At 38.9% G+C, this 26,817-nt stretch carries 23 protein-coding genes; 7 read left to right on the forward strand and 16 right to left on the reverse strand.

The features are described from left to right. Nucleotides 1-35: 35 nt before the first annotated feature. The 3 genes from ABVM50_RS05260 to ABVM50_RS05270 all read right to left on the reverse strand — a co-directional run bounded on the left by ABVM50_RS05260 (nt 36) and on the right by ABVM50_RS05270 (nt 2,005). Nucleotides 36-548 carry a hypothetical protein gene (locus ABVM50_RS05260; RefSeq protein ID WP_405200276.1) on the reverse strand — a complete coding sequence of 171 codons (513 nt, stop codon included), beginning with the start codon at nt 546-548 and terminating at the stop codon, nt 36-38. Nucleotides 549-754: 206 nt separating this feature from the next. Beyond that, complete coding sequence (locus tag ABVM50_RS05265) at nt 755-1,153, reverse strand: hypothetical protein (protein WP_405200277.1); 399 nt, start codon at nt 1,151-1,153, stop codon at nt 755-757. A 180-nt stretch (nt 1,154-1,333) separates the two neighbouring features. Beyond that, nucleotides 1,334-2,005: a hypothetical protein gene (locus tag ABVM50_RS05270; protein WP_405200278.1), complete on the reverse strand. Its 672-nt coding sequence runs from the start codon at nt 2,003-2,005 to the stop codon at nt 1,334-1,336. A 176-nt stretch (nt 2,006-2,181) separates the two neighbouring features. On the opposite strand from ABVM50_RS05270, the gene ABVM50_RS05275 reads away from it, so the two are divergent. Next, complete coding sequence (locus ABVM50_RS05275; RefSeq protein WP_141876589.1) at nt 2,182-2,514, forward strand: single-stranded DNA-binding protein; 333 nt, start codon at nt 2,182-2,184, stop codon at nt 2,512-2,514. A 10-nt stretch (nt 2,515-2,524) separates the two neighbouring features. Here the strand turns inward: ABVM50_RS05275 and ABVM50_RS05280 are convergent, their stop codons facing one another. Together ABVM50_RS05280 and metG are read right to left on the reverse strand one after the other, a co-directional pair. Beyond that, entirely contained in the window at nt 2,525-3,427 is a 903-nt protein-coding gene (locus tag ABVM50_RS05280) for a histone deacetylase (protein ID WP_405200279.1), read from the reverse strand. Nucleotides 3,428-3,468: 41 nt separating this feature from the next. Then, nucleotides 3,469-5,544 carry a methionine--tRNA ligase gene (metG, locus tag ABVM50_RS05285; RefSeq protein ID WP_405200280.1) on the reverse strand — a complete coding sequence of 692 codons (2,076 nt, stop codon included), beginning with the start codon at nt 5,542-5,544 and terminating at the stop codon, nt 3,469-3,471. A gap of 122 nt (nt 5,545-5,666) precedes the next feature. On the opposite strand from metG, the gene ABVM50_RS05290 reads away from it, so the two are divergent. After that, the gene (locus ABVM50_RS05290; RefSeq protein ID WP_405200281.1) at nt 5,667-6,248 is read left to right on the forward strand and encodes a hypothetical protein; all 582 of its coding nucleotides are present in this window, start codon (nt 5,667-5,669) and stop codon (nt 6,246-6,248) included. A gap of 8 nt (nt 6,249-6,256) precedes the next feature. Further along, nucleotides 6,257-6,616 carry a YraN family protein gene (locus ABVM50_RS05295; RefSeq protein WP_405200282.1) on the forward strand — a complete coding sequence of 120 codons (360 nt, stop codon included), beginning with the start codon at nt 6,257-6,259 and terminating at the stop codon, nt 6,614-6,616. Nucleotides 6,617-6,694: 78 nt separating this feature from the next. Here the strand turns inward: ABVM50_RS05295 and ABVM50_RS05300 are convergent, their stop codons facing one another. The 3 genes from ABVM50_RS05300 to ABVM50_RS05310 form a co-directional block, all read right to left on the reverse strand. Further along, entirely contained in the window at nt 6,695-8,767 is a 2,073-nt protein-coding gene (locus ABVM50_RS05300) for a M13 family metallopeptidase (protein ID WP_405200283.1), read from the reverse strand. Nucleotides 8,768-8,913: 146 nt separating this feature from the next. Beyond that, on the reverse strand, nt 8,914-9,444 hold the full coding sequence (locus tag ABVM50_RS05305; RefSeq protein WP_405200284.1) for a nuclear transport factor 2 family protein: 531 nt from the start codon (nt 9,442-9,444) through the stop codon (nt 8,914-8,916). A 16-nt stretch (nt 9,445-9,460) separates the two neighbouring features. Further along, the gene (locus ABVM50_RS05310; protein ID WP_405200285.1) at nt 9,461-10,039 is read right to left on the reverse strand and encodes a hypothetical protein; all 579 of its coding nucleotides are present in this window, start codon (nt 10,037-10,039) and stop codon (nt 9,461-9,463) included. A gap of 150 nt (nt 10,040-10,189) precedes the next feature. Here ABVM50_RS05310 and ABVM50_RS05315 point away from each other — a divergent pair, with 150 nt between their 5' ends. After that, nucleotides 10,190-11,149 (forward strand): NAD-dependent epimerase/dehydratase family protein, encoded by a 960-nt coding sequence (locus tag ABVM50_RS05315; protein ID WP_405200286.1) that lies wholly within the window; start codon nt 10,190-10,192, stop codon nt 11,147-11,149. 53 nt (nt 11,150-11,202) lie between these two features. Here ABVM50_RS05315 and ABVM50_RS05320 read toward each other — a convergent pair whose 3' ends face one another. The 4 genes from ABVM50_RS05320 to aspS all read right to left on the reverse strand — a co-directional run bounded on the left by ABVM50_RS05320 (nt 11,203) and on the right by aspS (nt 15,327). Further along, entirely contained in the window at nt 11,203-11,397 is a 195-nt protein-coding gene (locus ABVM50_RS05320; RefSeq protein WP_141876598.1) for a cold-shock protein, read from the reverse strand. A gap of 87 nt (nt 11,398-11,484) precedes the next feature. After that, nucleotides 11,485-11,718, reverse strand: a complete 234-nt coding sequence (locus ABVM50_RS05325) for a hypothetical protein (RefSeq protein WP_405200287.1) — start codon at nt 11,716-11,718, stop codon at nt 11,485-11,487. A 13-nt stretch (nt 11,719-11,731) separates the two neighbouring features. Continuing rightward, the gene (locus ABVM50_RS05330) at nt 11,732-13,444 is read right to left on the reverse strand and encodes a chloride channel protein (protein WP_405200684.1); all 1,713 of its coding nucleotides are present in this window, start codon (nt 13,442-13,444) and stop codon (nt 11,732-11,734) included. Nucleotides 13,445-13,578: 134 nt separating this feature from the next. After that, the gene (gene aspS, locus ABVM50_RS05335) at nt 13,579-15,327 is read right to left on the reverse strand and encodes an aspartate--tRNA ligase (protein WP_405200288.1); all 1,749 of its coding nucleotides are present in this window, start codon (nt 15,325-15,327) and stop codon (nt 13,579-13,581) included. Nucleotides 15,328-15,556: 229 nt separating this feature from the next. Between aspS and ABVM50_RS05340 the strand changes: the two genes are divergently transcribed. Then, nucleotides 15,557-15,922: a toxin-antitoxin system YwqK family antitoxin gene (locus tag ABVM50_RS05340; protein WP_405200289.1), complete on the forward strand. Its 366-nt coding sequence runs from the start codon at nt 15,557-15,559 to the stop codon at nt 15,920-15,922. A 72-nt stretch (nt 15,923-15,994) separates the two neighbouring features. Here ABVM50_RS05340 and ABVM50_RS05345 read toward each other — a convergent pair whose 3' ends face one another. From ABVM50_RS05345 to ABVM50_RS05360, 4 genes are read right to left on the reverse strand one after another with little or no spacing between them, the layout of a single operon-like run. Beyond that, nucleotides 15,995-19,504: an efflux RND transporter permease subunit gene (locus ABVM50_RS05345; protein ID WP_405200290.1), complete on the reverse strand. Its 3,510-nt coding sequence runs from the start codon at nt 19,502-19,504 to the stop codon at nt 15,995-15,997. 6 nt (nt 19,505-19,510) lie between these two features. Then, complete coding sequence (locus ABVM50_RS05350; protein WP_405200291.1) at nt 19,511-20,677, reverse strand: efflux RND transporter periplasmic adaptor subunit; 1,167 nt, start codon at nt 20,675-20,677, stop codon at nt 19,511-19,513. 15 nt (nt 20,678-20,692) lie between these two features. Continuing rightward, a complete protein-coding gene (locus ABVM50_RS05355) occupies nt 20,693-22,126 on the reverse strand; it encodes a TolC family protein (protein ID WP_405200292.1) in 1,434 nt (477 codons plus the stop codon). Then, the gene (locus ABVM50_RS05360; protein ID WP_405200293.1) at nt 22,116-22,721 is read right to left on the reverse strand and encodes a TetR/AcrR family transcriptional regulator; all 606 of its coding nucleotides are present in this window, start codon (nt 22,719-22,721) and stop codon (nt 22,116-22,118) included. The genes ABVM50_RS05355 and ABVM50_RS05360 overlap by 11 nt, the downstream gene beginning before the upstream one ends. Before the next feature lie 138 nt (nt 22,722-22,859). On the opposite strand from ABVM50_RS05360, the gene ABVM50_RS05365 reads away from it, so the two are divergent. After that, on the forward strand, nt 22,860-23,834 hold the full coding sequence (locus ABVM50_RS05365; RefSeq protein WP_405200294.1) for a polyprenyl synthetase family protein: 975 nt from the start codon (nt 22,860-22,862) through the stop codon (nt 23,832-23,834). 175 nt (nt 23,835-24,009) lie between these two features. Next, the gene (locus ABVM50_RS05370) at nt 24,010-26,781 is read left to right on the forward strand and encodes a 2-oxoglutarate dehydrogenase E1 component (RefSeq protein ID WP_405200295.1); all 2,772 of its coding nucleotides are present in this window, start codon (nt 24,010-24,012) and stop codon (nt 26,779-26,781) included. Nucleotides 26,782-26,817 lie beyond the last annotated feature (36 nt).

The raw sequence follows: 26,817 nt of genomic DNA on the forward strand, positions 1-26,817 counted from the left end.
GGAGTTTTATCATTTAGGCGGTTAGTTAGTAAATTTTATTGCGGCTGAAATATTCCTGAATCCTTAAACTCTATACTTTCAGAAAATTCTTCTTCCCCTCCATTAATGGTAAAATCTGCGGCTACATCGAAGCTTATATTCCATTTCAGATTACCGATCTTTTGTGCAGTGATCTTACCAGATGTCGCTCTTCTGAAATCTGTAACAGGACAAAAGCAGGAAAGTCTTAAATAGGTGTTGCTCGATTCAAATTCTGCGGAAGTAATGGTAAAATCTTCTGTTTCTGAAGTCATTTCGAAATAAAGATAGTGGGTGTAACCGCTATCGGCAATCTCAGGAGTAGATGCTTCAGTAAAGATATATTCAAAAACCAACTGATCTCCATCAACAATTTCAACAAAGGTACCGAAGTCATTTTCACTGATTTTCAAGGCTGAATTTTCATGTACGATATATTCGACCGATTCTTTTCTACCTGTAGCGTCATCAGATTTATCACAGGACATTAGAATAATAGAAAGTAGAAGTAGGAGGCTGAATTTTTTCATAATTAATATTTGTATCTATTAGATGGCCATTTCCTGAAATGGTTGCGTTTAATCTGTATAACAATCATGACTTCAAACTACGGGGCAGGAGAATTTAGCATAATCTATGGATTCGTAGCTTTTTAGGTTTTCGGATTGCTCAGCAATATGAATATAATATAAAAAAAAATGGCTGCGAAATACGGGCTCTAAACGTCGTCTTATAATTAGTTTAAACTATTCATATTTATAGATTCAAACCAGTTTTTTCCATCGATATTCATTTCCACAGTATTTAGTAAATACCTTTCCCGGCGGATATTATCACTATAAGCATTGCTCAACTTCTGATCCAGATCAATCAATTTGGCCATAGGTAAATTCTTATCTGCGAAAATTCTATATACAATCTGCTGATCAATTCTGAATGGTTTCTTTCTCACAATTTCTGAAACCTTATGCTCAATATTTTCAATTTTAGTTTTTTCAGTTTCGACATAATAGGTTTCTTCAGCGTTGATAAAGATGTTGATATAAAATGCCTGGGTTTCCTGAGCTGAAGCTTGAGAGATCATCTGACTTCCGAAGAAGGTGAAGATGCAAATAAGAATAGACTTGTGAATCATTTGGTTTTAGATTTTTGATTAGTGTTGATTATGAGATAATATTATGGTGCTAAGTTTATCCATGATCAAAATTTTCGATCTAGGACGCGTTTTCATCTGATCCACCATTCTTATTCCTAATTGATATAATATGTTTGGATATACAATCCCTCATTTGTCTGGAATGATAATGTAGGTCTTTTAAGTAATCCACTCTCTAATTTCAAATTCGCCGATAGTATCATTTTCTTTAGTGAGTAAATAGTAATGAGTGCCACCTGACGAATTACCGCTGGAGAATTTTATTAAATACTTTCCTACTTTCATTTTGCTTGCCTTGCGTTTAGACACTTTATCACACGCAGAAAATTGTAAATCTTTCAGAACTAAGAAATTTAAATGATGAGATTTGAACGTTAAACTATCACGTTTTCCTTTCTCTAATTGTACAAGTTCCTTTTTCAATTTGTTTAACCGATCCAAATTCCAGGATTCTTCTCCAGAATTTTCAATATCATCTTCAATTCTACGCTTTAAATCACTTAGACAATAAGAGAAGATTATATTTTTTTGCGGTAAGGATAACATTTGAGAACAATTTATTATATCCATTTCTCTAGTTGACCAAACGGTTGTAATGCTAAAACTACTATCATAATTATCATCGGAAGTTCCTTTGAGGTCAATATGATCTTCAAAAATTGTGTCACCACTATATTTGTATATCACTTTTAAACTATCACCAAAAATTTTGGTATCAGTTCTATTCGATATTGCTTCTTTTTTGACTTCATGTTGAACTTTATCATCGTCTTCGTGCGATTTACATCCTATAAAAATTAATACGATCAAAATTCCAGTAAGTATTCTCATTCCTGTTTAAAAATTAATAAAAAATGTTCTCGAATATAATTTATACGTTTTCAAATGTTTGCAAACGAAAGTAAACAACTACAAGTGCTTTACAACCGATTAGTCTTTGCTCTTCACTACATCTTTGTCCTGTTGAAATGAACGAATGATTTTCAACTGCAATAAAATCTTTAGTTATGAGCACTTTAAGAAACACAGTACAATTGATCGGGCATGTAGGAAATGAGCCTGAAATCGTAAATCTTGAATCTGGAAAGAAATTAGCCAAATTTTCGGTAGCCACCAATGAAAGTTATAAGAATTCAAAAGGTGAGAAAATAACTGATACACAATGGCACAATATCGTTGCCTGGGGCAAAACCGCTGAGCTGGTGGAAAATTACGTACCGAAAGGGAAAGAAATCGGAATCGAAGGAAAACTAACCAGTAGAAGTTATGAGGATAAAGATGGTATTAAAAGATATGTAACTGAAGTAGTTTGCCAGGAGCTTTTACTACTTGGTAAATAGTAGATTGTTCTTAAAAATAGATCTGCTGGGCAGCTCTATAAGTGTTGGCGTGAGCTTCGATGATATATTTGATCTCTTTTGAATAACCACCACCCATGCTGCACTCCACAGGAATCTGAAGATCGTGGCAGGTTTGTAATACGAACCTGTCGCGTTCTTTACATCCCTTTATAGTACAGGAGAGTCGGCCAAGTTTGTCGGTTTCTAAAATATCCACGCCACAGAGATAGAAAATAAAATCAGGTTTTGTTCTTTCAATAAGTTCTGGAAGTACTTCTTTTAGCTGCCTGAGGTAAGCTTCATCACCTGTGCCATCCGGGATTTCGATATCCAGATCAGAGGTTTCTTTTCTAAATGGATAGTTTCCCTTTCCATGCATCGAAAATGTAAATACAGAATCATCATTTTGAAAGATCTCCGCTGTACCATTTCCCTGATGTACGTCCAGGTCTACGATCAGGATTTTTTGAGCCAGATTTTGATCTTGTAGATATCGAGCGGCGATTGCCTGATCGTTCAATAAACAGAATGCTTCAGCTCTATCTGAAAAAGCATGGTGAGTGCCGCCGGCTATATTCATGGAAACGCCATATTCAAGTGCATATTTGCAGGCATCGATTGTTCCCTGTGCAATAATCTGTTCTCTATCCACAAGTTCCTGTGAAAGTGGAAATCCTGAAACTCTGATTTCTTTTTTACTAAGATCCAGATTTTTTAATCTTTCAACATATACTGCAGTATGGGCTCTTAAAATCAAACTCTCATCGATGGGGTCAGGCTTAAAAAAATTCTCATCCTCACAGGTACCTTCATGTAACAATTGCTTTGGAAGCAAATCATACTTTTCCATAGGAAACCTGTGACCTTCCGGAAGTGGATGTTTATAAATGGGATGGAAAGCAATTTTAAGCATAAAAAAAGCATGGAAAGTTAATTCCAGGCGATTTTGAGTTTTTAATTTATCGTGATTCCGTTGGAGACATCATCTTCATCAGGATTCACAAAAACAAGTTTTCCTTCTTTGTTTTCGGTCATCAGGATCATTCCTTCACTTTCTACTCCGCGTAATTTTCTTGGAGCAAGGTTTACCAGCACAGTTACTTTTTTACCGATAATTTCTTCTGCTTTAAAATGTTCAGCAATACCGGAAACTACAGTTCTCTGGTCAATTCCAGTATCAACTTTAAGAATCATCAGCTTTTTGGTTTTGGCCATCTTTTCAGCTTCTATAATAGTTCCAACACGCAGATCCATTTTGGTAAAATCTTCAAAAGTAGCAATCTCTTTTTGCGGTTCAGCTTTCTGATTTTCCATTTCGTTCGCTGCTTTGGTAGCCTTTAATTTTTCCAGTTGTTGCTCCATTTGTTCATCTTCGATCTTACTGAAAAGTAGTTCCGCTTTTCCAATTTGATGACCTTCAGGAATTAATGCTTCCTGAGTACCAATAATGTCCCAGTCTGGGGTAATGGAAGTATTCTCTCCAGTTTGATTCAGCATTCTCTTTAGTTTAGCTGAAGTGAAAGGGAGGAAAGGTTCGCTGATAATACTGAGTGCACTGGCAATTTGAAGTGCCACATACATGATCGTTTTTACACGATCTTCATCAGTTTTTATTTGTTTCCATGGCTCTTCATCAGCCAGGTATTTATTTCCAAGTCTGGCCAGGTTCATCAACTCACCCTGAGCTTCACGAAAACGGTATTTTTCAATCGAACTTGCGATTACCGATGGATATGCTTTCAATTCAGCAATGGTCTGTTCATCCACTTCAGTATACTCTCCCGGCTGCGGAATTATTCCGTCGTAATATTTGTTGGTTAATACCACTACACGGTTAATAAAGTTTCCGAAGATAGCGACCAGCTCATTATTGTTTCTAGCCTGAAAATCTTTCCAGGTAAAATCGTTGTCTTTTGTTTCCGGAGCATTTGCAGTCAACACATAACGCAATACATCCTGTTGATCTGGAAAATCCTGCAGATATTCATGTAGCCATACCGCCCAGTTCTTTGAAGTTGAAAGTTTTTTACCTTCAAGATTCAGAAATTCATTTGCCGGCACATTTTCTGGTAAAATATAATCTCCATGAGCTTTCAGCATAGTAGGGAAAATGATACAGTGAAAAACAATATTATCCTTCCCGATGAAGTGAACCAGTTTGGTTTTTTCGTCTTTCCAGTAAGGTTCCCAATCTTTTCCTTCTCTTTCTGCCCATTCTTTGGTAGAGGAAATATAACCAATAGGAGCATCGAACCAAACATATAGCACTTTGCCTTCGCCACCTTCCACAGGAACCGGAATTCCCCAGTCAAGATCTCTGGTTACCGCTCGAGCTCTTAAACCATCGTCGATCCATGATTTCACCTGACCATAAACGTTGCTTTTCCAGTCGGCTTTGTGTCCTTTCAGGATCCATTCCTTTAGAAAATCTTCATATTGGTCCAATGGTAAAAACCAGTGTTTAGTTTCTTTTAAAGTTGGAACGGCACCGGTAATAGCAGATTTCGGATTAATAAGATCTGTAGCATTTAATGAAGTTCCGCAGTTTTCACACTGGTCTCCATAAGCTTCTTCATTCCCACATTTTGGGCAGGTTCCAGTTACAAATCTATCGGCTAGAAACTGGTTAGCCTCTACATCATATAATTGCTCGGTAGATTCTTCAATAAATTTACCATCCTCATACATCTTCTTAAAAAAGTCTGAAGCTGTTTTATGATGAACATTACCTGACGTCCTGGAATAGTTATCGAAAGTAATTCCGAAGTCTTCAAAAGAGGTTTTGATGATCGCATTGTACTTGTCTACTACATCCTGCGGACTCACACCTTCTTTCTTGGCCTTGATCGTAATTGGCACACCGTGCTCATCACTTCCACAAACAAATGCTACATCATGTCCCTGCATTCGTAGAAACCTGGAATAAATATCTGCAGGTACATAAACGCCTGCAAGGTGTCCAATATGAATAGGCCCGTTCGTATAAGGTAAAGCCGCTGTGATCGTAAATCTCTGAGGATTTTTGCTCATTAGAATAAGTAAATTTTTAAGAGCGGTAAAGTTAAGCAAAGACGTTCGAATACGCGTTAAATTCTTGTAAAAGCGGAACCTTGTGGTGCTTATCTGTATACTTTTACTACAAAAAACTTCAAATGCGTAAAATTCTAGCCGTTCTTGGTCTGCTGGCCATCATTTCCTGTAATAGTAATAAAGCTGTAACTGGCTCTAAAGATATTTATAGTCTTGAAAATTTAAGCCGAATGTCTTCGGAAGATATTTCGCGTAATTACCCACAATCTAACATGGAAGAAGGAGTGGATGAATTTGAGGAAGGAACAGAGACTAAACCTTATAGTATACTTTTTCCTGAAACTGAAGACGAGGTGTTGATCACGTGGCAAACTGAAGAGAAGAAAAAGGTGAGTTCTATCAATTATTCTGGAGAAGGAAGATGGACCACGGCTGATGGAATTAAGGTTGGAATGAGCCTGGAAGAACTGAATAAGTTAAATGGCAAACCAGTGTCTTTTTACGGTTTTGGATGGGATTATAGTGGAGCTGTAGACTGGAATGGTGGCAAACTTGCGAAGTCCGGAGTTGGTGTTTTCCTGAAAACCGATAAGGATATTCCTAATAAATTCTATGGTGATAAGATCGTAAAAGCAAGTGAAGAAGAGATCTTTGCGCTTGAACTTCAGGTAGGATCTGTGATGTTGATGAATGAGGTAAACTAGGTTTACGAATGGCTACTCATAATGATCTGGGTAAAAAAGGGGAGGAGTTAGCAGTACAGTTTCTTCTGAAGAATAATTACGAAATCCTGGAACGTAATTTCAGATATCGTAAAGCTGAAGTAGATATCATTGCCAGGGAAGCTGATACCTTAATAGCAGTTGAAGTAAAATCACGAAGTTCGGTCTATTTTGGGAATCCTGAAGACTTTGTAAAACCTGCACAGATCAAATTACTTGTGGAAGCAATGAATCACTTTTCCGAAAAACATGATACAGATCTGGAGATCAGGTTCGATATCATGGCGATCACAAAATATGGATCCAACTACGAAATTGAACATATTACTGATGCCTTTCTGCATTTTTAAAGGCTCATAATTAGATACGTGAACAAAAAAAGCCGGTCGAAAGACCGGCTTTTTTAGTGAAATAAATTTTAGAAGCTGTTACCAGATTCTTACTCTATCTTCAGGTTTTACGTACATCTTATCACCTTCTTCAATAGTAAATGCATCATACCATGCATCGATATTCTGAAGTGGCACATAAGCTCTGTACATTCCAGGAGAATGAGAGTCGGTTTTGATCCTGTTCCTCATCGCTTCATCTCTCATTTTGGTTCTCCAAACGGTTGCCCAGGAAAGGAAGAATCTTTGTTCTGGAGTAAATCCATCTATTTTACCAGGGTTTTCATTGTTTTCCAGGTGGATTTGTAATCCATCATAAGCAGCATTCACTCCTCCAAGATCACCAATATTTTCACCTAAGGTGAATTTTCCATTAATGTAGACACTGTCCAATACTTCAATAGCGCTGTATTGTTCAGCCAGGTCATTTCCTAAAGTTTCAAATTCTTCAAGATCTTTCTCAGTCCACCAGTTGTTAAGGTTTCCTTCTGCATCAAATCTAGCACCGCTATCATCAAAACCGTGAGAGATCTCATGACCAATTACAGCGCCAATTCCGCCGTAGTTCACCGCAGCATCTGCTTTATAATCGTAGAATGGAGGCTGTAGAATCGCCGCCGGGAATACGATCTCGTTATAACGTGGATTATAGTAAGCATTCACTGTTTGTGGTGACATGAACCATTCACCCTTATCAACAGGCTGTCCAAGATCTGCCATATTCTCTGCAACTCTCCATTTTTGAGCGTTTAGCATGTTCTGGAAATAAGATCCTCCTTCTTCAGGTGAGGTGATTTCAAGTGCTGCATAATCTTTCCACTCATCAGGATAACCAATCTTTACGTTGAAAGTACTAAGTTTTTCAAGCGCTTTCTTCTTGGTATCCTCGCTCATCCAGCTAAGATTGTTGATTCTATTTTCATAAGCCTTCAGGATATTGTCCACCATTTCCTGAGCTTTTTTCTTTGCTTCTGCCGGGAAATGTTCTTCAACATAAAGTTTTCCAAGAGCTTCACCTAAAGTCCCATTGATAGAACTAAGAGCTCGTTCGTTTCTAGGACGTTGTTCTTTTGCTCCCTGAAGTGTTTTGCTGTAAAACTCCCACGATTCGGTTTCAAGATCTGTAGTAAGGGCACTTGCAGCTCCGTTGAAAAGGTCCCATTTCAAATAGGTTTTCCAGTCTTCTACAGAATTTTCAGCAATGATCTGCTGTAATGCTTTCATGTATTTTGGCTGGGAAACGATGATCGTATCAAGATCCTTCGCGCCAATACCATCAAAATAAGCTTTCCAGTTCATGGCCGGAGTCATCTTTTGCAACTCAGCGACGGTCATTGGGTTATAGGTATTTCTGGCATCACGACGTTCTACTTTATCCAGTTTTGGCTCAGCAAGTCTGGTTTCAAACTTCAGGATCGTTTCAGCAGCATTTTTCGCCTCTTCTTCTGAATAGTCAAGATATTGTAGCATATCTGCCACGTAAGTTTTGTATTTTGTTCGGGTTTCCTTAGAATCTGAATCATTCTGAAGGTAATAATCTCTTTCAGGTAATCCCAAACCAGAAGGGTTTAGGTAAGCAGCGTTCATATCAGAATTTTTGCTGTCTGCACCAACACCAAAGCTGAAGAATCCGGCACTTCCATATTCGCTCATTTCAACTAAGAAATTCTGAAGATCTTCTTTGTTCTGGATAGAATCGATCTTTGCCAGGTAAGGTTTTACCGGCTCAATTCCCTGCTCATTTCTGGCAACAGTATCCATGATACTTTTGTAAAGATATACAGCTTTTGCCTGGTCTGTTGAAGCATCAAGACTATCACTTGAAGCTGTTTTTTCCAGAAGGCCAAGAGCATCTTCATCGGTTCTTTGTCTTAATTCATCAAAACTTCCCCAGCGGGTTCTGTCTCCAGGAATTTCTGTGCTATCCAGCCAGCGACCGTTTACATAGCGAAAGAAATCTTCTTTTGCGGTTGTAGAAGTATCCATGTAGGCAAGGTTGATACCATGGATCTCATCATCTTTTTCCTCGGTTCTTTTTTCGTCATCATTACAGGCGGTAAACATCCCTGCGCTGAGAACAGATAAAAACAAAATTCTGTTTATTCTTTTCATTGTTCTAGTTAAGAATTATAAAATAATCTGGCTAATGTAGCAAAACGGTCAAAATAATCCATAATTCAGCCTCGCCGAATTGAGAACAACCTGCTGAAAATTAATAATTAAGCTTGATGCGGATTTTTATCTAAACTGAATGGAGACTATTTGTTTTTCAATTCTGAAATCAGATTCTTATCGAATTGGGATTTTAAACTGGTAAGTTCATCTACATTTTCATTAGGCACTGTAATGGAAAGTACGTAATGATGAATCTTCCATTTACCATCTTCTTTAGTAACTACTCCAGAACCCCTGCAAATTCCCATTTGTGTGTCCAGAAGTTCATCAAACCATGCAATTTTTGAATTCTGGTGTACATAAATATTTCTTTCGATCGAAGTAAAATTCCATGCTTTCCCTGAATCAAAATATGGTTTAGCGAACTTTTTAAATTCTTCCGCCGTCCAGTTTTCAGTAGCATCGGTCCCAATAAATATCGCATCATTAGTCATTAGACCAAAGTATGTTTCAAATTCAGTATTGGCGGCAGCAAGATGCCAGCTGTCCAGCGTTTCACTTACTCTTTCTTTGATCGCTGTCTTATTTTTTTCTGAATCCTTTACCTGTGCATGCAATGGCAACACGGTGAGAAACGCGAAAACGAATAGAAATTTTAAAGCTGAATTTTTCATTGGTCGAATATTTGTTTTAAGGTACTACATTTTCAACGGTATCTTCAGTCGCTGTTGAATCCATTTCTCTTTCCAATCGTTCAAATTCATCCAACTCTTTCTCAAAATCTTCAAGAGTTTTCAGAAATAATTCATTCATCTGAAGTTTAAGATTATTGAATTCCAGATAAATCTCTCTGGCTGTACGATCAATATCCTTTACATCTGGCTGCTGTTTCTTTGAGTATTGCTCCAACAGGTGCGCTTTGGTCTTAAGGACATTCAGTCTAGCTTCCACAGGCACTGCTCTAAGACTATCTGGCAAGGAGATGCTAAGTGAATTCATAATCTGGGAAATCGCCGTAGCATTATTCATGACCTTACGAGTCGTAGTATTTTCCAGTTTCTTCACTTCATTTTGAGCAGTGATAAATTCCAGCCAGTTGGAAGCATATTTCTTTGCTTCCGGTTCAAGATCAAAACCTCGAGTATCTATATCTATTTTCTTATCATAGGATATGCTGTCATTTGTTTCGTTGCTATTTTGGCTATCTTCTGCTTCAGATTTGCATGATATCAAACAAAGAAATATTATAACGAATAGAGGGAATTTCATAAGTGATAATTGAATGAACAAAGTTATCCATAATTCTATGAATGAAGTAACCGATTTTCAATTACAGAATCCATAGCGAATAGCGTCAAGAAAAAGCTAAGATTGCGAAATCCTCTGTATAATTAAATATATTTGCACAAAATTTAATTTATGGCCGAAAAGATATTAGTTATCGGTGCTTGCGGACAGATTGGAACCGAACTTACGCTGAAATTGAGAGAGATTCACGGGAATGACCAAGTGGTTGCCAGTGATATTCGTGAAGGAGTAGATGAGTTGATGCAGTCAGGTCCATTTGAGATCCTGAATGCTACCGATGAGGTTCATATAAGACAGATCATAGAGACCTATAATATTAAGGAAGTTTACCTGATGGCTGCGATGCTTAGCGCCACTGCAGAAAAAGCTCCTAAGAAGGCCTGGGACCTTAATATGAATTCACTTTTCCATATTCTTGATATGGCCAAGGAAGGTTTGATCGATAAGATCTTCTGGCCTTCCAGTATTGCTGTATTTGGGCCAACCACTCCAAAGGACAATACCCCACAGATTACTGCAATGGAACCTACCACGGTTTATGGAATTAGCAAGCAAACTGGTGAACGCTGGTGTGAGTACTATCATCAAAAATTTGGTGTGGATGTTAGAAGCATCAGGTATCCTGGTATCATAAGTTATAAAACCCTTCCGGGTGGCGGAACTACAGATTATGCGATCGAGATCTTCCATGAAGCCTTAAAGCAGAATGCCTATACCAGTTTTCTGGATAAAGATGCAGCATTACCAATGATGTATATGGATGATGCGATCAAAGCTACGGTGGAAATTATGCAGGCTCCTTCGGAAGCTATTAAAGTAAGATCATCTTATAATCTTGCTGCGATAAGTTTTACGCCTGAAATATTAGCGGCAAACATTAGTAAACATCTACCTGATTTTAAAATTTCTTATGATCCAGATTTTAGACAGGCTATTGCCGCGTCATGGCCATCAAGCATTGATGATTCATCGGCGAGACAGGATTGGGGATGGGATCACGAATTCGATCTTGATAAGATGACCGAAACGATGCTAAAAGGTGTAGGACAAACTACAGAGAAAACCCATTAAATAACAAAAGCCGCTTTACAGCGGCTTTTTACTTTTTTGATTGGAAAAACCAATTACTCAACGATGCGAACATCTGTTGCGTTAACTCCTTTTTTCCCTTCAGTTTCTTCGTATTCTACTCGATCGCCTTCCTGAATAGTTTCACCATTCAAACCGGTAATGTGTACGAAAATGTCTCTTTTGGTGTCGTCGTTTGTAATGAACCCATAACCTTTAGATTCATTGAAAAATTTTACTGTGCCTTGCATAATAATGATAATTAATAAAGAACAAACATAACAGTAAAATTTTTAGAATCTACTGGAAATCAGAATTTTTTGGGATTTTTGTAACTTTTAAAGTCGGTCAATTCCCTTGTCCCGCATTTTTTTCATGTTCTTTTCAGAAAGAGTATAGTCTTCCAATTTCTTGCCTCTCCATCTTACCACAAGAAAAATTGGCATTAGTATAAAGGCACTTGCCAGCACGGCAATTCCTATAATTCTGTCGCCGGTAAGTGTATCATCATTTAACCTGAAATAGAATCCTACACCTACGGCTATTAGAATAGCTATTACCAGTAATCTCATAAATATCTTCATACTATACAGTAACTTCAATTAATTTCTGCCTGTAGGCAGTTAACAATTTCGATTTGGAGATAAACCCGATATATTTTCCTTCACGAACTACAGGTAAGTTCCAGGCATTACTTTCCTGGAATTTACGCATGATCTCCTTCATTCGGTCGTTTTCTATGTCTATGATTTCCGGAGCCTGTTGCATGATCTCCTGCACCTTGACTTCATTATATAATTTTTCATTGAACATGATAGATCGTATGTCATCCAGTAATATGATACCCATAAAATTCCGATTTTCATCAATAACAGGGAAAATATTACGTGAGGATTTCATCACTCCGTCATGGATTACATTTCCCAGATTCATATCAATTTCCAGTGCGATAAAATTCTTTTCTACTACGCGGCTAATGTTCATAAGGGTCAAAACCGTCTGATCCTTGTCATGCGTTAGCAGGTCACCACGTCTTGCCAGCTCCATGGTATACACAGAGTGAGGTTCAAACTTAGTAGTGATCAAATAGGAAATAGCTGCAGTGATCATAAGCGGAATAAAAAGCTCATACCCATGGGTAAGTTCAGCAATAAGGAAAATAGCTGTGAGTGGTGCGTGCAACACTCCGGCCATAAGTCCGGCCATTCCCACCAATGTAAAATTACTTACTGAGATCTCATTCCTGAAGATACCAAGATTGTTCACGACTAATGCGAAACAGTGTCCCATTGCACTTCCCATGAACATTACTGGTGCAAAGATCCCTCCAACTCCGCCAGCACTAAAAGTTAATGCTGAAGCGATGATCTTAAAGATGACCAGACCTGCAAGCAAAATGATGACCACCCAGATATTCTCAAGGTAAGCGTTGAATAGATTTGTTCCCAGGGCTTCGAGATAGTTTTCCTGCAAGAGGTTGTTGATCACGTTATAGCCTTCCCCATATAATGGAGGTATAAAATAGATAAGAACTCCCAGTCCCAATCCGGCAAATATAAGCCGTACAAACGGCGAGGTTATCTTAGCGAGCAGTTTGGTAGTGCCAAAATAGATACGGGAAAAATATACCGAAAATGCTGCCGCTACTACTCCCAGAACCAAATAGTAAGGCACTTCAGAAATTGTAAATTGATCCTCTAGAGTGAATGGTAAAATAATCTGACTTCCGAAGAAAAAATAGGAAGTAAGTATGGCAGATACCGAAGCAATAAGCAGCGGCAGGAGGGAAGCGAGCGTTAGATCAAGGCTGAAAACTTCCACGGCGAAAATGATCGCAGCAATTGGAGCCTTAAAGATACTGGACATTGCACCTGCAGCGGCGCATCCAATAAGTAAGGTCCGGGATGCCTGGTTCATCAAAAATATACGCGAAATATTAGAGCCCAGAGAAGCACCGGTCGCCACTGTAGGGCCTTCCAGTCCAACCGATCCTCCAAAACCAACTGTAATAGGTGCTGTAATTAGAGACGCGTACATCTGGAATTTTTTCATGATTCCCTTCTTACGCGAAATGGCATATAAAGTAGTTGGAATTCCATGTCCAACCTTTTGTCGCAATACAAATTTGATGATGAGGTACACGATCAAAAGACCAAGTACCGGAAATATGAAGTAGAATGCATCGTGGTAATTAGCCACAAATTCCCCTTCCAGCAAACTCTGTATAAGGTGTGTGAGGTTTTTGATCATCACCGCAAAGAGCCCGGCAACAAATCCAATGACCGCACTTAGGAACATGAGGAATTGTCGATGTGAAAGATTCTTCGATTTCCAGGTTAGGAATCTGTGCAATAAGGTTTTGCTAATATTTGCCACCGCTAGTTAATTACCGGATGAAGATAAAAAATCCCGCAATACGCGGGATTAATAATTTATGATTTCAACTGTAGATGTAAATCTGTGAGTTGTTGCTCATCGAGTTTCGCCGGAGCATCGATCATCACGTCTCTTCCTGAGTTATTCTTTGGAAATGCAATGTAATCCCGAATACTTTCCTGTCCGCCAAGAATGGCTACCAGTCTGTCGAATCCAAAAGCGATCCCACCATGTGGAGGTGCTCCGTATTGGAAAGCATCCATTAGAAAGCCAAATTGCTCTTCGGCTTCCTCCGGAGTGAATCCTAGGTATTTGAACATTTGCGACTGAGTTTCTTTATCGTGAATTCTGATAGAACCTCCGCCAATCTCATTTCCATTAAGTACAAGATCATACGCGTTGGCACGAACTTTCCCAGGATCTGTTTCAAGTAGTGCGAAATCTTCTTTCTTCGGACTTGTAAATGGATGGTGCATTGCGTGGAATCTTTCAGTATCCTCGTCCCATTCAAGAAGAGGGAAATCTACTACCCACAAAGGTGCAAATTCATCAGATTTTCTAAGTCCCATTTCATTACCAAGATGCATTCTTAATGCACTTAACTGACTTCTTGTTTTATCAGCATCACCAGCCATCACTAAGATAAGATCTCCAGGTTTAGCTGAAGAAGCTACAGCCCAGGATTTCAAGTCTTCCTGAGAGTAAAATTTGTCTACTGAAGATTTTAAACTTCCATCTTCATTATATTTTGCCCAAACCAATCCAGTGGCACCAATTTGAGGTCTTTTAACCCATGAAATAAGTTTGTCGATCTCTTTACGGGTGAAAGAAGCTGCGCCTGGAACGGCTATCCCAACAACCAATTCCTGTTGATCAAAAACATTAAAACCTTTATTCTTTGCTACATCATCGAGCTCGGCAAATTCCATCCCAAAACGAATATCTGGTTTGTCATTCCCGAATTTGCGCATAGCGTCTGCATAAGTCATTCTTGGGAATTCGTTCACTTCTACGTCACGAATTTCCTTCAGCAAATGCCTGGTTAAACCTTCAAAAATATTCAGGATATCTTCCTGTTCCACAAATGCCATTTCGCAATCGATCTGTGTAAATTCAGGTTGACGATCTGCTCTTAGATCTTCATCACGAAAACATTTTACGATCTGGAAGTACTTATCCATTCCACCTACCATGAGCAACTGCTTAAAAGTTTGCGGTGATTGCGGAAGTGCGTAAAACTGACCTTCATTCATTCTGCTAGGTACCACGAAGTCACGGGCACCTTCAGGAGTGGATTTAATAAGGTATGGAGTTTCCACCTCGATAAAGCCAGCATTAGAAAGATAGTTTCTTACCTTCATTCCTACCTGGTGGCGGAACATTAATTTATTCTGAACTGGTTTTCTACGAATATCCAGATAGCGATATTTCATTCTAAGATCTTCACCACCATCGGTTTCATCTTCAATAGTAAAAGGAGGTGTTTTAGAAGTATTCAAAATTTTAAATTCCTGTACCAGTAATTCAATTTCACCAGTTGGTATATTAGGGTTTTTCGCTTCTCGCTCGATCACTTCCCCGGTTACCTGGATCACAAATTCACGAGCTAGGTTTCCTGCTTGTTTCATCAATTCTTCGGAAGAGCGCTCTTCATCAAAAATCAATTGTGTAAGACCGTAGCGATCACGAAGATCCACCCAAATCATAAAACCTTTGTTCCTGACTTTTTGCACCCATCCGGAAAGGGTTACTGTATTTCCAATATGTTCGGCATTAAGTTCGCCGCAGGTATGACTTCTGTACATGAATTCTTTAAATTTTGAATGGGCACAAAAGTAAGAAGTTAAACAGTTTTACTGAATCTTTTATCCATGAAAATTCATCTAATGTTACTCAATGTTAACCTTGGAAAGTTAATTAATAGTCTGTAATACAGCGTCATAGATACTCAATGTTAATTTAACGTTACCAAAACAAGTCTAAAAGGTAAACTTTTTGTATATTTGTGATGTAAACGTTAATACCGCAAGAGAGATGAAGACTTTGAAAAATATACTAGTAGCAGCAATTCTGGCAACAGGAACCGTTGCAATGGCGCAGGATAATGATCCAAAACCCGCTTTTGAGAAGCAGGGTGAATTAATTAAAGGAATATTTTATTATGAAGATGGAAATATTAAACAGGAAGGTACGTACAAGGACGGCAGACTCCACGGAGAATGGATTTCTTACAACAAAGACGGTGAGAAGACGGCCATCGCCAATTACGAAAATGGCCAGAAAGATGGAAAATGGTTCTTCTGGACTGAAGATAAACTTACTGAAGTGGACTATAAAGATAGCGTGATCGCTAGCGTAAATAGTTGGAAGAGTGAAAGCTCTCTTGTTAGTAATGACTAATAATATTAAGTACGAATAAAAAAACCCGAAGCGAAAGCTTCGGGTTTTTTGTTTGTATTCATTTGAACTTAACTAGTTCGTAGTTTCAATCCTGTTTGAGTTTTCAACTTCTTCCGAAGAGGTTCTTTTCGAATGTACCCACATTTTGATTCTTATCGCGATATAAAACAATAATGGAACAATGATTAAAGTAAGGAAAGTTGCTACGATCAAACCGTAGATCACTGTCCAGGCCAGAGGTCCCCAGAATATCACGTTATCTCCACCAAAGTAGATGTTCGCATCAAACTCACTGAATAAACTGAAAAAGTCAAGGTTTAGTCCGATTGCCAGCGGAATCAAACCAAGAATGGTAGTGATCGCCGTAAGCAATACTGGTCTCAAACGTGCTTTCCCAGATCTAATGATCGTTTTCAAGAGTTCGTCCTGTGGAAGGTATTCATATTCTGGTATCCCAAGACGCAGTTTCTTCCTGTCTATGAGGAGTTGTGCATAATCGAGTAGTACCACCCCATTGTTTACCACAATACCCGCGAGAGAAATAATTCCCATCATTGTCATCATGATCACAAAGGCTGAACCGCTAATTACAATTCCACCAAATACTCCAATAAAACTCAGGAAAATGGCGATCATAATGATCAATGGTTTCGAGATAGAGTTAAACTGGAAGATCAGGATCAGGAATATAAGTCCGAGTCCGCTGAAGAATGCACCTACAAGAAACGCCTGTTGCTTGTTTTGCTCTTCTATCTGCCCGGTATAATCTACCTTGATCTCATCTGGGACGCCGTCAAAATTCCTCATTTCATTCTGGATCTGCGCAACGGCTGCACCAGCATCTGTATATCCTGGAGATAAAACAGAATAGATCGTAACCACCCTTCTGGTATCCCTGTGCTTGATCGCACTAAATCCAGATTTATTACTTTTCGTAGTTACGGCAGAAACGGGTATTTCTCTTAACTGACCCTTATTATTTCTGAAAGTGATCGTTTGATTAAATAAGGCGCTGTTATCATATCTGGAATCCTCGTCGAATCTTACATAAATATCATAATCTTCGCCACCTTCTTTGTAAACACCAGCTTTTGTTCCAAAGATGGAATTTCTTAGTTGTTGACCAACCTGCCCCGCACTTACTCCTAATTCACCAGCTTTTTCCCGATCAACTTCAACCACCATCGATGGTTTGTCTTTATTCACATCGATCTTCAACTCGTCTATTGCAGGAATGTTCTTGGTGTTTATATATTCACGCATTTGCTCTGCAGTTGCGATCAATTGATCATAATCTTCACCTTCCAATTCAATATTAATAGGAGGACCGGCTGGAGGACCATTCTGATCTTTTTCTACGGAAATTAAAACTCCCGGGTAAACTCCATCCAGAGATTCCTGAACCTTTTGTCTTAAAACTTCACTGTCCTTTCCGCGACGATATTTGTACTCCCTCATGGAGGCTGTGATCTTACCTTTATGTGGCATTTCAGCCGCAGAACCACCATCGGTTTGTGGATTCCCGGCACCTTCACCCACCTGGGATACGGCACTTTCTACCATATAATTATAACCGTTGTCCATATACTCATCACTGTTGAGTACTTTGTAAACCCTTTCCTCGATCTCTTTGGTGATCGCGTTGGTTTTCTCAATATCGGTTCCTTCAGGATATTCGATATAAACAATGATCTGGTTAGGCTTATTATCAGGAAAGAATTCAACCTTGGTTCTTTGAGATCCCAGTGAAGCTCCAAAGCCTACAAAGGCAATGATTAACATTAAGAAAGTAGCTCCAACGATCCAGTATGGACGTTTGTTTTTAAACGAAGCTGTAAGGCGTCTTTCGTACCAGTTCTCCAGTTTGACCAAAGAACTTTTCTGAAATTTATTAGCCATCTTTCTAAGAAACAACCTGTAGATCCATACCATGATTGCAGTAAAGATCATAAGCGATCCCAGTGCAGAGTATTGACCACCAAATAAAAATATAGCTAAGCCAATACCGGCGATAATCAATGAAACTCTGATGATGGTTTTCAAAGGCATATTTTTATCCTCTGTTTTCATAAATTGAGAAACCAGAACCGAATTGAAAAATATTGCTACGACCAGTGAAGATCCCAATACGACCGATAGTGTTATGGGGAAATATATCATGAACTGTCCCATTAGTCCCGGCCATAATCCAAGTGGAATAAAGGCGGCAACCGTAGTTGCTGTAGAGATAATAATAGGAAATGCAATTTCACCAATACCTTCTTTCGCTGCATCCACCCGGCTCATTCCTTCCTCATCCATGAGTCGGTAGACATTCTCGACTACCACAATCCCGTTATCAACCAGCATTCCAAGTCCCATAATCAATCCAAAAAGGATCATCGTATTCATGGTGTATCCTAACTGGTTCAGGATCATTAATGACATGAACATAGACATTGGTATTGCAAAACCAACGAAGAGTGCATTTTTAAATCCTAAGAAGAACATTAGAACGGTAACCACCAGGATAATCCCGAAAATGATATTATTTACCAGGTCATCAACCTGACCAATGGTCTTTGAAGATTGATCATTAGTTATACTTACATTCAGGTTCGTTGGAAATACTTCAGCTTTTGCTTTTTCAACAATAAGCTCTATCTGCTCTGCAGCAGCAACCATATTCTTTCCTGAACGCTTTTTTACATCCAGCATTACCACCTGCTCACCAAACTCACGGGCATAGGTGGTCTTTTCTTTTTCCTGAAAAGTAATATCAGCAATATCTTTCAGGTAGACATCATCACCATCTTCAGACTTAACAACGAAATTGTTCAATTCTGAAGGTTCTTCGATTTCACCAAGGATTCTAATGGTTCTTCGCTGTCCGCTGGTTACGTAGTTACCCGCACTCATGGTCATATTTCCATTCGCGATAGCACTGGTAATATCATTGAAACTAACAGAGGAAGCCATCATTTTATAGATATCCACAGCTACTTCAATTTCTTTATCCTGAGCTCCACGAATATCTACTTTCTTAATTTCAGGTAGATTTTCGATCTCATCCTGTAGGTATTCTCCAAACTCCTTCAGCTTCATTACCGGGTAATCTCCGGAAATATTGATATTCAGAATTGGAATTTCTTCTGAAAGACTCAATTCAAAAACATTGGGTTCTACCTTGGCGCCATTAAATGTTGGCCAGTCTTCGCCTGAAGTTTCAGAATCTATTTCATCTTTTACCTTTTGCTTTGCAAGCTCCACAGCAATTCCCTCGTCAAATTCAATAACGATCATAGAATAATCTTCCTGTGAAGTTGAGGTGATTTCCACGACATTACTTACCGTCTTTAACTTATCTTCCAGAGGATTTGTAAGCAACTTCTCTATATCTTCCGCAGTATTCCCGGGATATATCGAGCTAACGTAGATCTTCGTTTCTTTTACTTCAGGAAAACTTTCCCGCGGCATACTAAAATAAGCCGATATCCCGAAGAACAGAATAAGAGCCATCGCCACGTAGATGGTGGTTTTGTTCTTTATTGCCCAGGACGAGAGCGCAAACTCCTTATCCAGATTGTTTTTTTCTTTCGCCATAATTGCTTAGTAATTCATGATTTTGACGGTTTGTCCCTCTTTCACACTACGTGCACCATCTTCGATGATCAGGTCACCATCTTTCAGGCCTTCCAATACTTCAATAGAATCTCCCTGAGATTTCCCGGTTTTAACGATCACTCTTTTAGCGACTGCTTTTTCACCTTCCACCTCATCTAAAACATATAAATATTGTTCTCCATCAGCATTTTCAGAAAGAATGTTTTGCGGCACCAGAATAGCGTTTTCACTAGTGTAATCGTTGATCTTTACTCTTGCCGTAAGGTTTGGTTTGATCTCTTTCTCCTTATTTGGCACATCGATCTCGGCAGTAAAAGTTCGGTTATTAGGATTAATATAACTACCTACTTGCTTTACCTTGGTATCAACAGTTTTTCCAAGCACCGGGAAGGTCACTTCTACCGGCTTTCCCTGGGTTACGTTGGTAATATAGTTCTCTGGCACATCTGTCTTGATATACATATCGTCAAGATTTACGATCCTTAGAATTTGCGTCTGGCCGGGTGAAACCACATTTCCCTGCTCGGTAATGATCTCATCGATAGTTCCAGAAAAAGGTGCGCTTACAACAGATTTTGAAAGCTGACTCTTCATTTGCTTAACAGCGTTTACCTGTCCTTCATAATTGGATTTTGCCTGTAAATATTCAATTTCGCTACCAATTTGCTGCTCCCAGAGACGCTTCTGTCTTTCAAAAGTAGTCTTGGCAAGGTCTAGCTGAATTTCCATTTGAGCGAGTTGCTGACTTAATCCACCATCATCTATCTTCGCCAGAGTCTGTCCTTTTGAAACTTTCTGACCTTCTTCTACATAGATCTTCTGAAGAATTCCGCCCATTTCAGCATTCAAAACGACGTTTTTTCTTGTTTCCACGCTTCCCTGTAGTTCAAGGAAATGATCAAAATGTTGAGCTTCCACAGCAAAGGAAGTTACCAGGGGAATATTTCTCTCTGGGTTGATCTCCTTCAGCCTGGAATCAAGTTTTTTAATTTCAGTTTCCAGCTCAGACTGTTGAGCGGTAAGCTCATCTCTTTTCTTCTGAATAGTTTCTATATCATTGCTTTCCAGGATTTCTTCCGTAGATTTTTCTGAACCACCACCACAGGCAGCTAGCAAAGTACTGAACGATAAAATATATACTAGTTTTCTCATTTTCTGAAGTTGTTTCTAATTATCTGATGTATAAGTACGGGTATCTAACAGGTTTTCCAGTTCCACTTTTGCAGTGATCACCTGTAACATGGCTTGTAAATAATTTTGCTGTGCAGTGTATAACTGTCGTTGCGCTTCACTAAGCTCGAAACTACTGGCGATCCCTTCAAAGAACTTGATCTGGTTCTTGTTTTCGATTCTTTCAGATAGTTCGAGATTTTTAGTAGCATTCTTATAATTATCAAGGCTAAACTGGTATTCACTTTTAGCACTGTTGATATCACTTTTTACCTGGCTTTCGGTTTGTTCCAGATCAAGCATTGCCTGCTCATACTCAAGTTTTCGCTGCTGAGTTTTCGCACTTCGCATTCCGCTGCTGAAAATTGGAATATTAAGACTCACTCCTAATATGGACTGTCCAAAATATTCCTGATTTCCGTTTAAAAAAGTAAAGTCATTACTAAATCCCTGGTAACCGTAATTCACAAAGGCGCTTAAAGTTGGTAGCGTTTTCGCCTGCTGTAGTTTCACCTGGATATCTGCGGCTTCTGCCGTATTCTTGGCGATGCGATAATCAATATTTTCTTCTACCGGAATTGTCTCAGAAAGTAGGGAAAGATCGAAATATTTAAGCGCCAGTTCATTTAGATCATCGGTAGCTACTACATTTTTCTCCACTGGAATTCCAAGACTGATGTTAAGCATATCGTAGGCGATATCCAGCATTCTTCGGCTTCTGGCAAGATCATTTTCAAGGTTGAGCTTGGTAATTTCTAATTGCTCCACATCCTCCTGTTCTGTTAGACCGTTTTCGAATATCTTCTGGGTATCATTAAAGTTCTTCTCAACATTACCGAGATTTTTCTCAAAAATCTCAACACTTTCTTCCGCCAGTAAAACATTTCCGTAGGCATTAATAATACCTTTCTTGATCTCAAGATCTGTTTTGGTCTTGGCATTTTTGGAAATTTGAAGCAGCGTTTTTACAGATTGAATTCCTACTATATAGGAGCCATCGAAAATCAACTGGTTCCAGGTAGCAGTGGCATTTACGCTTTGCTGAGTTCCAAACTGCACTGGGATAAATCCTTCCGGAGAATTTACAGGGACATCATTCCTGTTCACATTGTCGAAATATTCCTCGACGATGTTCACTGTGCTTTGCGTATTATCAAAAGCACTTGCCGGAAGCAAGGTGACCGGTTGTTTCAGGAAGTTCTGGTAATCTATTCCAGCACTAATTTGCGGTAATCCCTGGGCGATAATTTCCCATTTTTGCTGAAGAGCGATCTCCACATCCTTTTGTGCTATTTGTGACTGGTAGTTGTTTTCCAGTCCAAATTCTATCGCTTCCATAAGGGAAAACTGATAGGTCTGGATCGTATCCTGCTGCGAGAAACTTTGCAGGCTTAAGGCCAGCATAATTAAAATTGATATTCTACTTTTCATCTAACTCAATTAAATCTTCTAAAGTTTTTAATCCTTTTGCGGTACATATTGCACGCAGGTGATATTCCAGGAAATGATCCATCAATGCCGGCTGCGAATACTTTTCAGGAGCGAATAGATCTGTATCCTTAATTCCCATAAGCCCAACAAAATGTATACGGCTTATAAAATCCACGTTAATGTCCTTACGGTAATAACCACTTTCAATTCCGCGGTTGAGGTTATCCTGCATGCAGGTTTCCAAAAGTTCATATTGCTTGTCCTTAAGACTCTCATAGACTTTCGGATAATATTTCTGAAGCTGAAAATGAGGAGAGGTCTTTTCTCCTTTCAAATTCTGCGCGATATAATGTTTGATCTCGTAATTTTCCTTGATCGGATTCTGATTTTTACCCTGAATTGCGCCAATTCCGCAACCCATCGTCTGGATCACCTGTAAACCTGCTGCTGCTACCAGTTTGTTCTTGGTAGAAAAATGCGCGTAAATGGTTTTCTTAGAGATCCCGATACTTTCCGCAATGTCATCCATGGTTACACTTTTGAAACCATAAGACAGAAACATCTCTGCGGCACTATTTAAAATTTTCTCCCTCACTTCATGTAAATTTTGTGCAAAAGTAAGCCTAGGAAACTTTAGAAACAAAAAAAGTTTCTTCGGTTTACGTTTATTTAACATTCGCTTAAAATTTGAAATAGGCTCAATTATGGTATTTTAGCCCAAAAATTTCAATACATGCTTACCATTGCGGAATACCGAGAGGCCATCGTCGATTATCTTCATCAAAAGATACAGGTCAAGGAACCGGTAAATCTTTACGAACCAATGGTTTATATTTTAGAGCAGGGAGGTAAACGTTTAAGACCTGTCCTTGTTCTAATGGCAGCTGAAATTTTTGACTGCAACCATAAAAAAGCCCTTGATGCCGCCCTGGCAATTGAGGTTTTTCATAATTTCTCTCTTGTTCATGATGATATTATGGACGATGCGCCCATTCGAAGAGGTAAAAAAACAGTGCATGAAAAATGGGATATCAATACCGGAATCCTTTCTGGAGATGCGATGCTTATTAATGCATATCAGTTATTCGAAAACTACGAAGGGGATGTTTTTAAAGAGCTGTCAAAACTATTTACTAAAACAGCTATAGAAGTTTGTGAAGGTCAGCAGTACGATATCGACTTTGAGACTCGAGATAACGTGAGTATCGAGGATTACCTTTTAATGATCGAATACAAAACTGCGGTTCTGGTTGGAGCTTCCTTGCAAATGGGAGCTATTGTGGCTGAAACTTCGGCTGCTTGCAAGTCGGCGATCTATCAATACGGAAGATTACTTGGTATTGCCTTTCAGCTTCAGGATGATTACCTGGATGCTTTTGGGGATCCCGCCACTTTTGGTAAACAACCTGGTGGTGACATTATCGAAAACAAAAAGACATTTCTCTATTTAAAAAGTCTTGAGCTGGCAAGTCCTGGTGAAGCCAGGCAACTGGAGCACTTGTATTCCATTAGTCCTATGGAAAATACTGGAAAGATCGAAGCAGTTAAAAACCTGTTTGAAAGTAGTGGTGCAGCAGAACTTACCAGAAAAGAAATTGAGAAATATACAGATATGGCTTTCGAGGTTCTGGAAAGGATAGATATGCCAGAAGAGAAGAAAAAACCCCTGAAGAGTTTTGGTAAAATGCTTATGGAGAGACAGGTATAAAGTAAATTATCTGCAATTTTCGGAGAAATCTATTTCCCAAATTATTGAATTTCAGAGGGTGTTAAAATTCTTATAATCTCATAGAGAATTATCATAATGCCTGCAAGCTGTTTTTTTTAAATATTGTATTTTTGCTAATGTTTTTAAGAACAAAAGAAACTGTTGTTTCAATTTTATGGAAAAATTTTCATTTCTAAATGCCGCTCATACTGCATACTTCGCAGAACTTTACGATCAATATTTGAAATATCCTGATAGTGTAGAGCCCAGTTGGAGGGCTTTTTTTCAAGGATTTGACTTCGGAATGCAACAAGATGGCGTTTCTGAAGATGTATTGGACGAAGCTCCTGTTGATTTTTCAGAAGGTGAGATACCGACACACGTAGTTAAAGAATTTCAGGTAATTCGATTAATTGACGGCTATCGTACCAGAGGGCATTTATTCACCAAAACAAACCCTGTAAGAGAACGTAGAAAATACGTTCCAACTCTTGATATAGAGAATTTCGGACTTGAGAAAAAAGATCTGCAGACCAATTTTAATGCAGGGGATATTCTCGGGATTGGACCTTCAAGCCTCGAAGAGATCATCAAACATCTTGAACTGGTGTATTGTGATTCTATTGGGATCGAGTATATGTATATTCGAAAACCTGAAGAGATCGAATGGATCCAGAATCGTTTGAATGTAAACGATAACCATCCCGATTTTGACGCTACTCGCAAGAAGCAGATCCTGAAGAAGCTTAACGAAGCGGTCTCTTTTGAAACCTTCTTACATACTAAATATGTTGGGCAGAAACGATTTTCACTGGAAGGTGGAGAAAGTCTGATTCCGGCATTGGATGCACTTATCGAAAAAGCTGCTGAATTTGGCGTGGAAGATTTTGTGATGGGAATGGCTCACCGTGGTCGTTTAAATACCCTTACCAATATCTTCGGAAAAAACGCAAAAGATATCTTTAGTGAGTTTGATGGAAAGGATTACGAACAGGACATATTCGATGGTGATGTTAAATATCACCTGGGCTGGACATCCTGTCGCACTACAGATAGTGGAAAAGATATCAATATCAATATAGCTCCAAACCCTTCTCACTTAGAAACCGTTGGCGCGGTGGTAGAAGGAATTTCGAGAGCAAAAATGGATCGAAGATATAATGGAGATAACTCCAAAATTCTACCGATCCTCGTTCATGGTGATGCTGCAATTGCAGGTCAGGGACTTGTGTACGAATTAGTACAGATGGCTAATCTCGAAGGTTACCAGACAGGGGGAACCATACATATCGTAGTAAATAACCAGATTGGATTTACTACAAATTACCTCGATGCGAGAAGTTCAACCTATTGTACAGATGTAGGGAAAGTAACTCTTTCACCCATTTTACATGTAAATGCAGATGATGCAGAGGCTGTTGTACATTCGATATTATTCGCTTTAGACTTCAGAATGAAGTTTAAAAGAGATGTATTTATAGATTTACTGGGTTACAGAAAATACGGTCATAATGAAGGTGATGAACCGCGTTTTACTCAGCCTAAACTATATAAAGCAATATCTAAACACGAGAACGCCAGAGATATCTATGCTGAAAAGCTGAAGGAAAGCGGTGTAATCGACGATAATTACCTTAAGAAGTTAGAAGAAGAGTACAAAGCTTCTCTTGAAGAGAAACTTGAAGATTCCAGAAAGGAAGAAACTACCCGCATCACTCCATTTATGCAGGATGAATGGGAAGGTTTCGAGAATGTTCAGGAGGATGAGATGATGAAGGAAATCGATACGACCTTCGATCTTGAAAAGCTTGACAAGGTTGCCACGGCAGTTTCAGAATTACCGGAAGGCAAGAAGTTCATGAGAAAGATCAAGAAGATCATCGATGGACGAAAGCAAATGTACTTTGAAGATAATAAGCTGGACTGGTCTATGGCCGAGCATTTGGCTTATGGATCTCTAATGACTGAAGGTTATAATATTAGAATTACCGGGCAGGATGTGGAACGTGGTACGTTTTCACACCGTCATGCTGTAGTTAAAGTTGAAGATAGTGAGGAAGAGATCATTCTTCATAACAATATAGAGGACAAGGATGGAGATTTCTTTATCTATAATTCTCTGTTGTCAGAATACGGAGTAGTTGGTTTTGATTATGGTTACGCCATGGCAAGCCCAACAACACTAACGATCTGGGAAGCACAATTTGGAGATTTTGTGAATGGTGCACAGATCATGATCGATCAGTATATTTCTGCTGCGGAAGACAAATGGAAACTTCAGAATGGTTTGGTAATGTTATTACCTCACGGTTATGAAGGGCAGGGAGCAGAGCACTCTTCAGGTAGAATGGAAAGATTCCTTCAGCTTTGTGCGAAGGATAATATGTACGTGGCAGATATTACGACTCCTGCGAACATGTTCCATATGCTTCGGAAGCAGATGAAGGCGAAATTCAGAAAACCGCTGATCATTTTTACTCCAAAAAGTTTACTACGTCATTCTAAAGTGATCTCTACAAAAGAAGAATTTGCAAACGGTTCATTCCAGCCAGTTCTGGATGATCCAGATGCAAAAGCAGATTCAGTAAAAAGCCTGGTATTCTGTACCGGTAAATTTTACTATGACCTGCTGAAGTTTAAGGAAGAGAATGACCGTGATGATGTTGCTCTTGTGAGAATTGAACAGTTATTCCCACTACCGGTGAGCATCATGAAAGAAATGATGAGCAAATATAAGAATGCTAAAGATGTGGTTTGGGCTCAGGAAGAGCCGAGAAACATGGGAGCATATGGACATATGTTGCTGCATTTCGAAGAAGCAAGACAGTTTAGAGTATGTAGTCGCAAATTCTACGGTGCACCTGCTGCAGGTAGCTCGGTAAGATTTAAGAAGCGTCATGAAAAAGTGATTGCCAGCGTATTCGACAAAGATTTAAAAGAAGATTAATAATAAGAACCAATTTCCTGATTTCAGGAACCAAAA

It is taken from the genome of Christiangramia sp. LLG6405-1, assembly GCF_045055805.1.
Classification (GTDB): Bacteria; Bacteroidota; Bacteroidia; order Flavobacteriales; family Flavobacteriaceae; genus Christiangramia.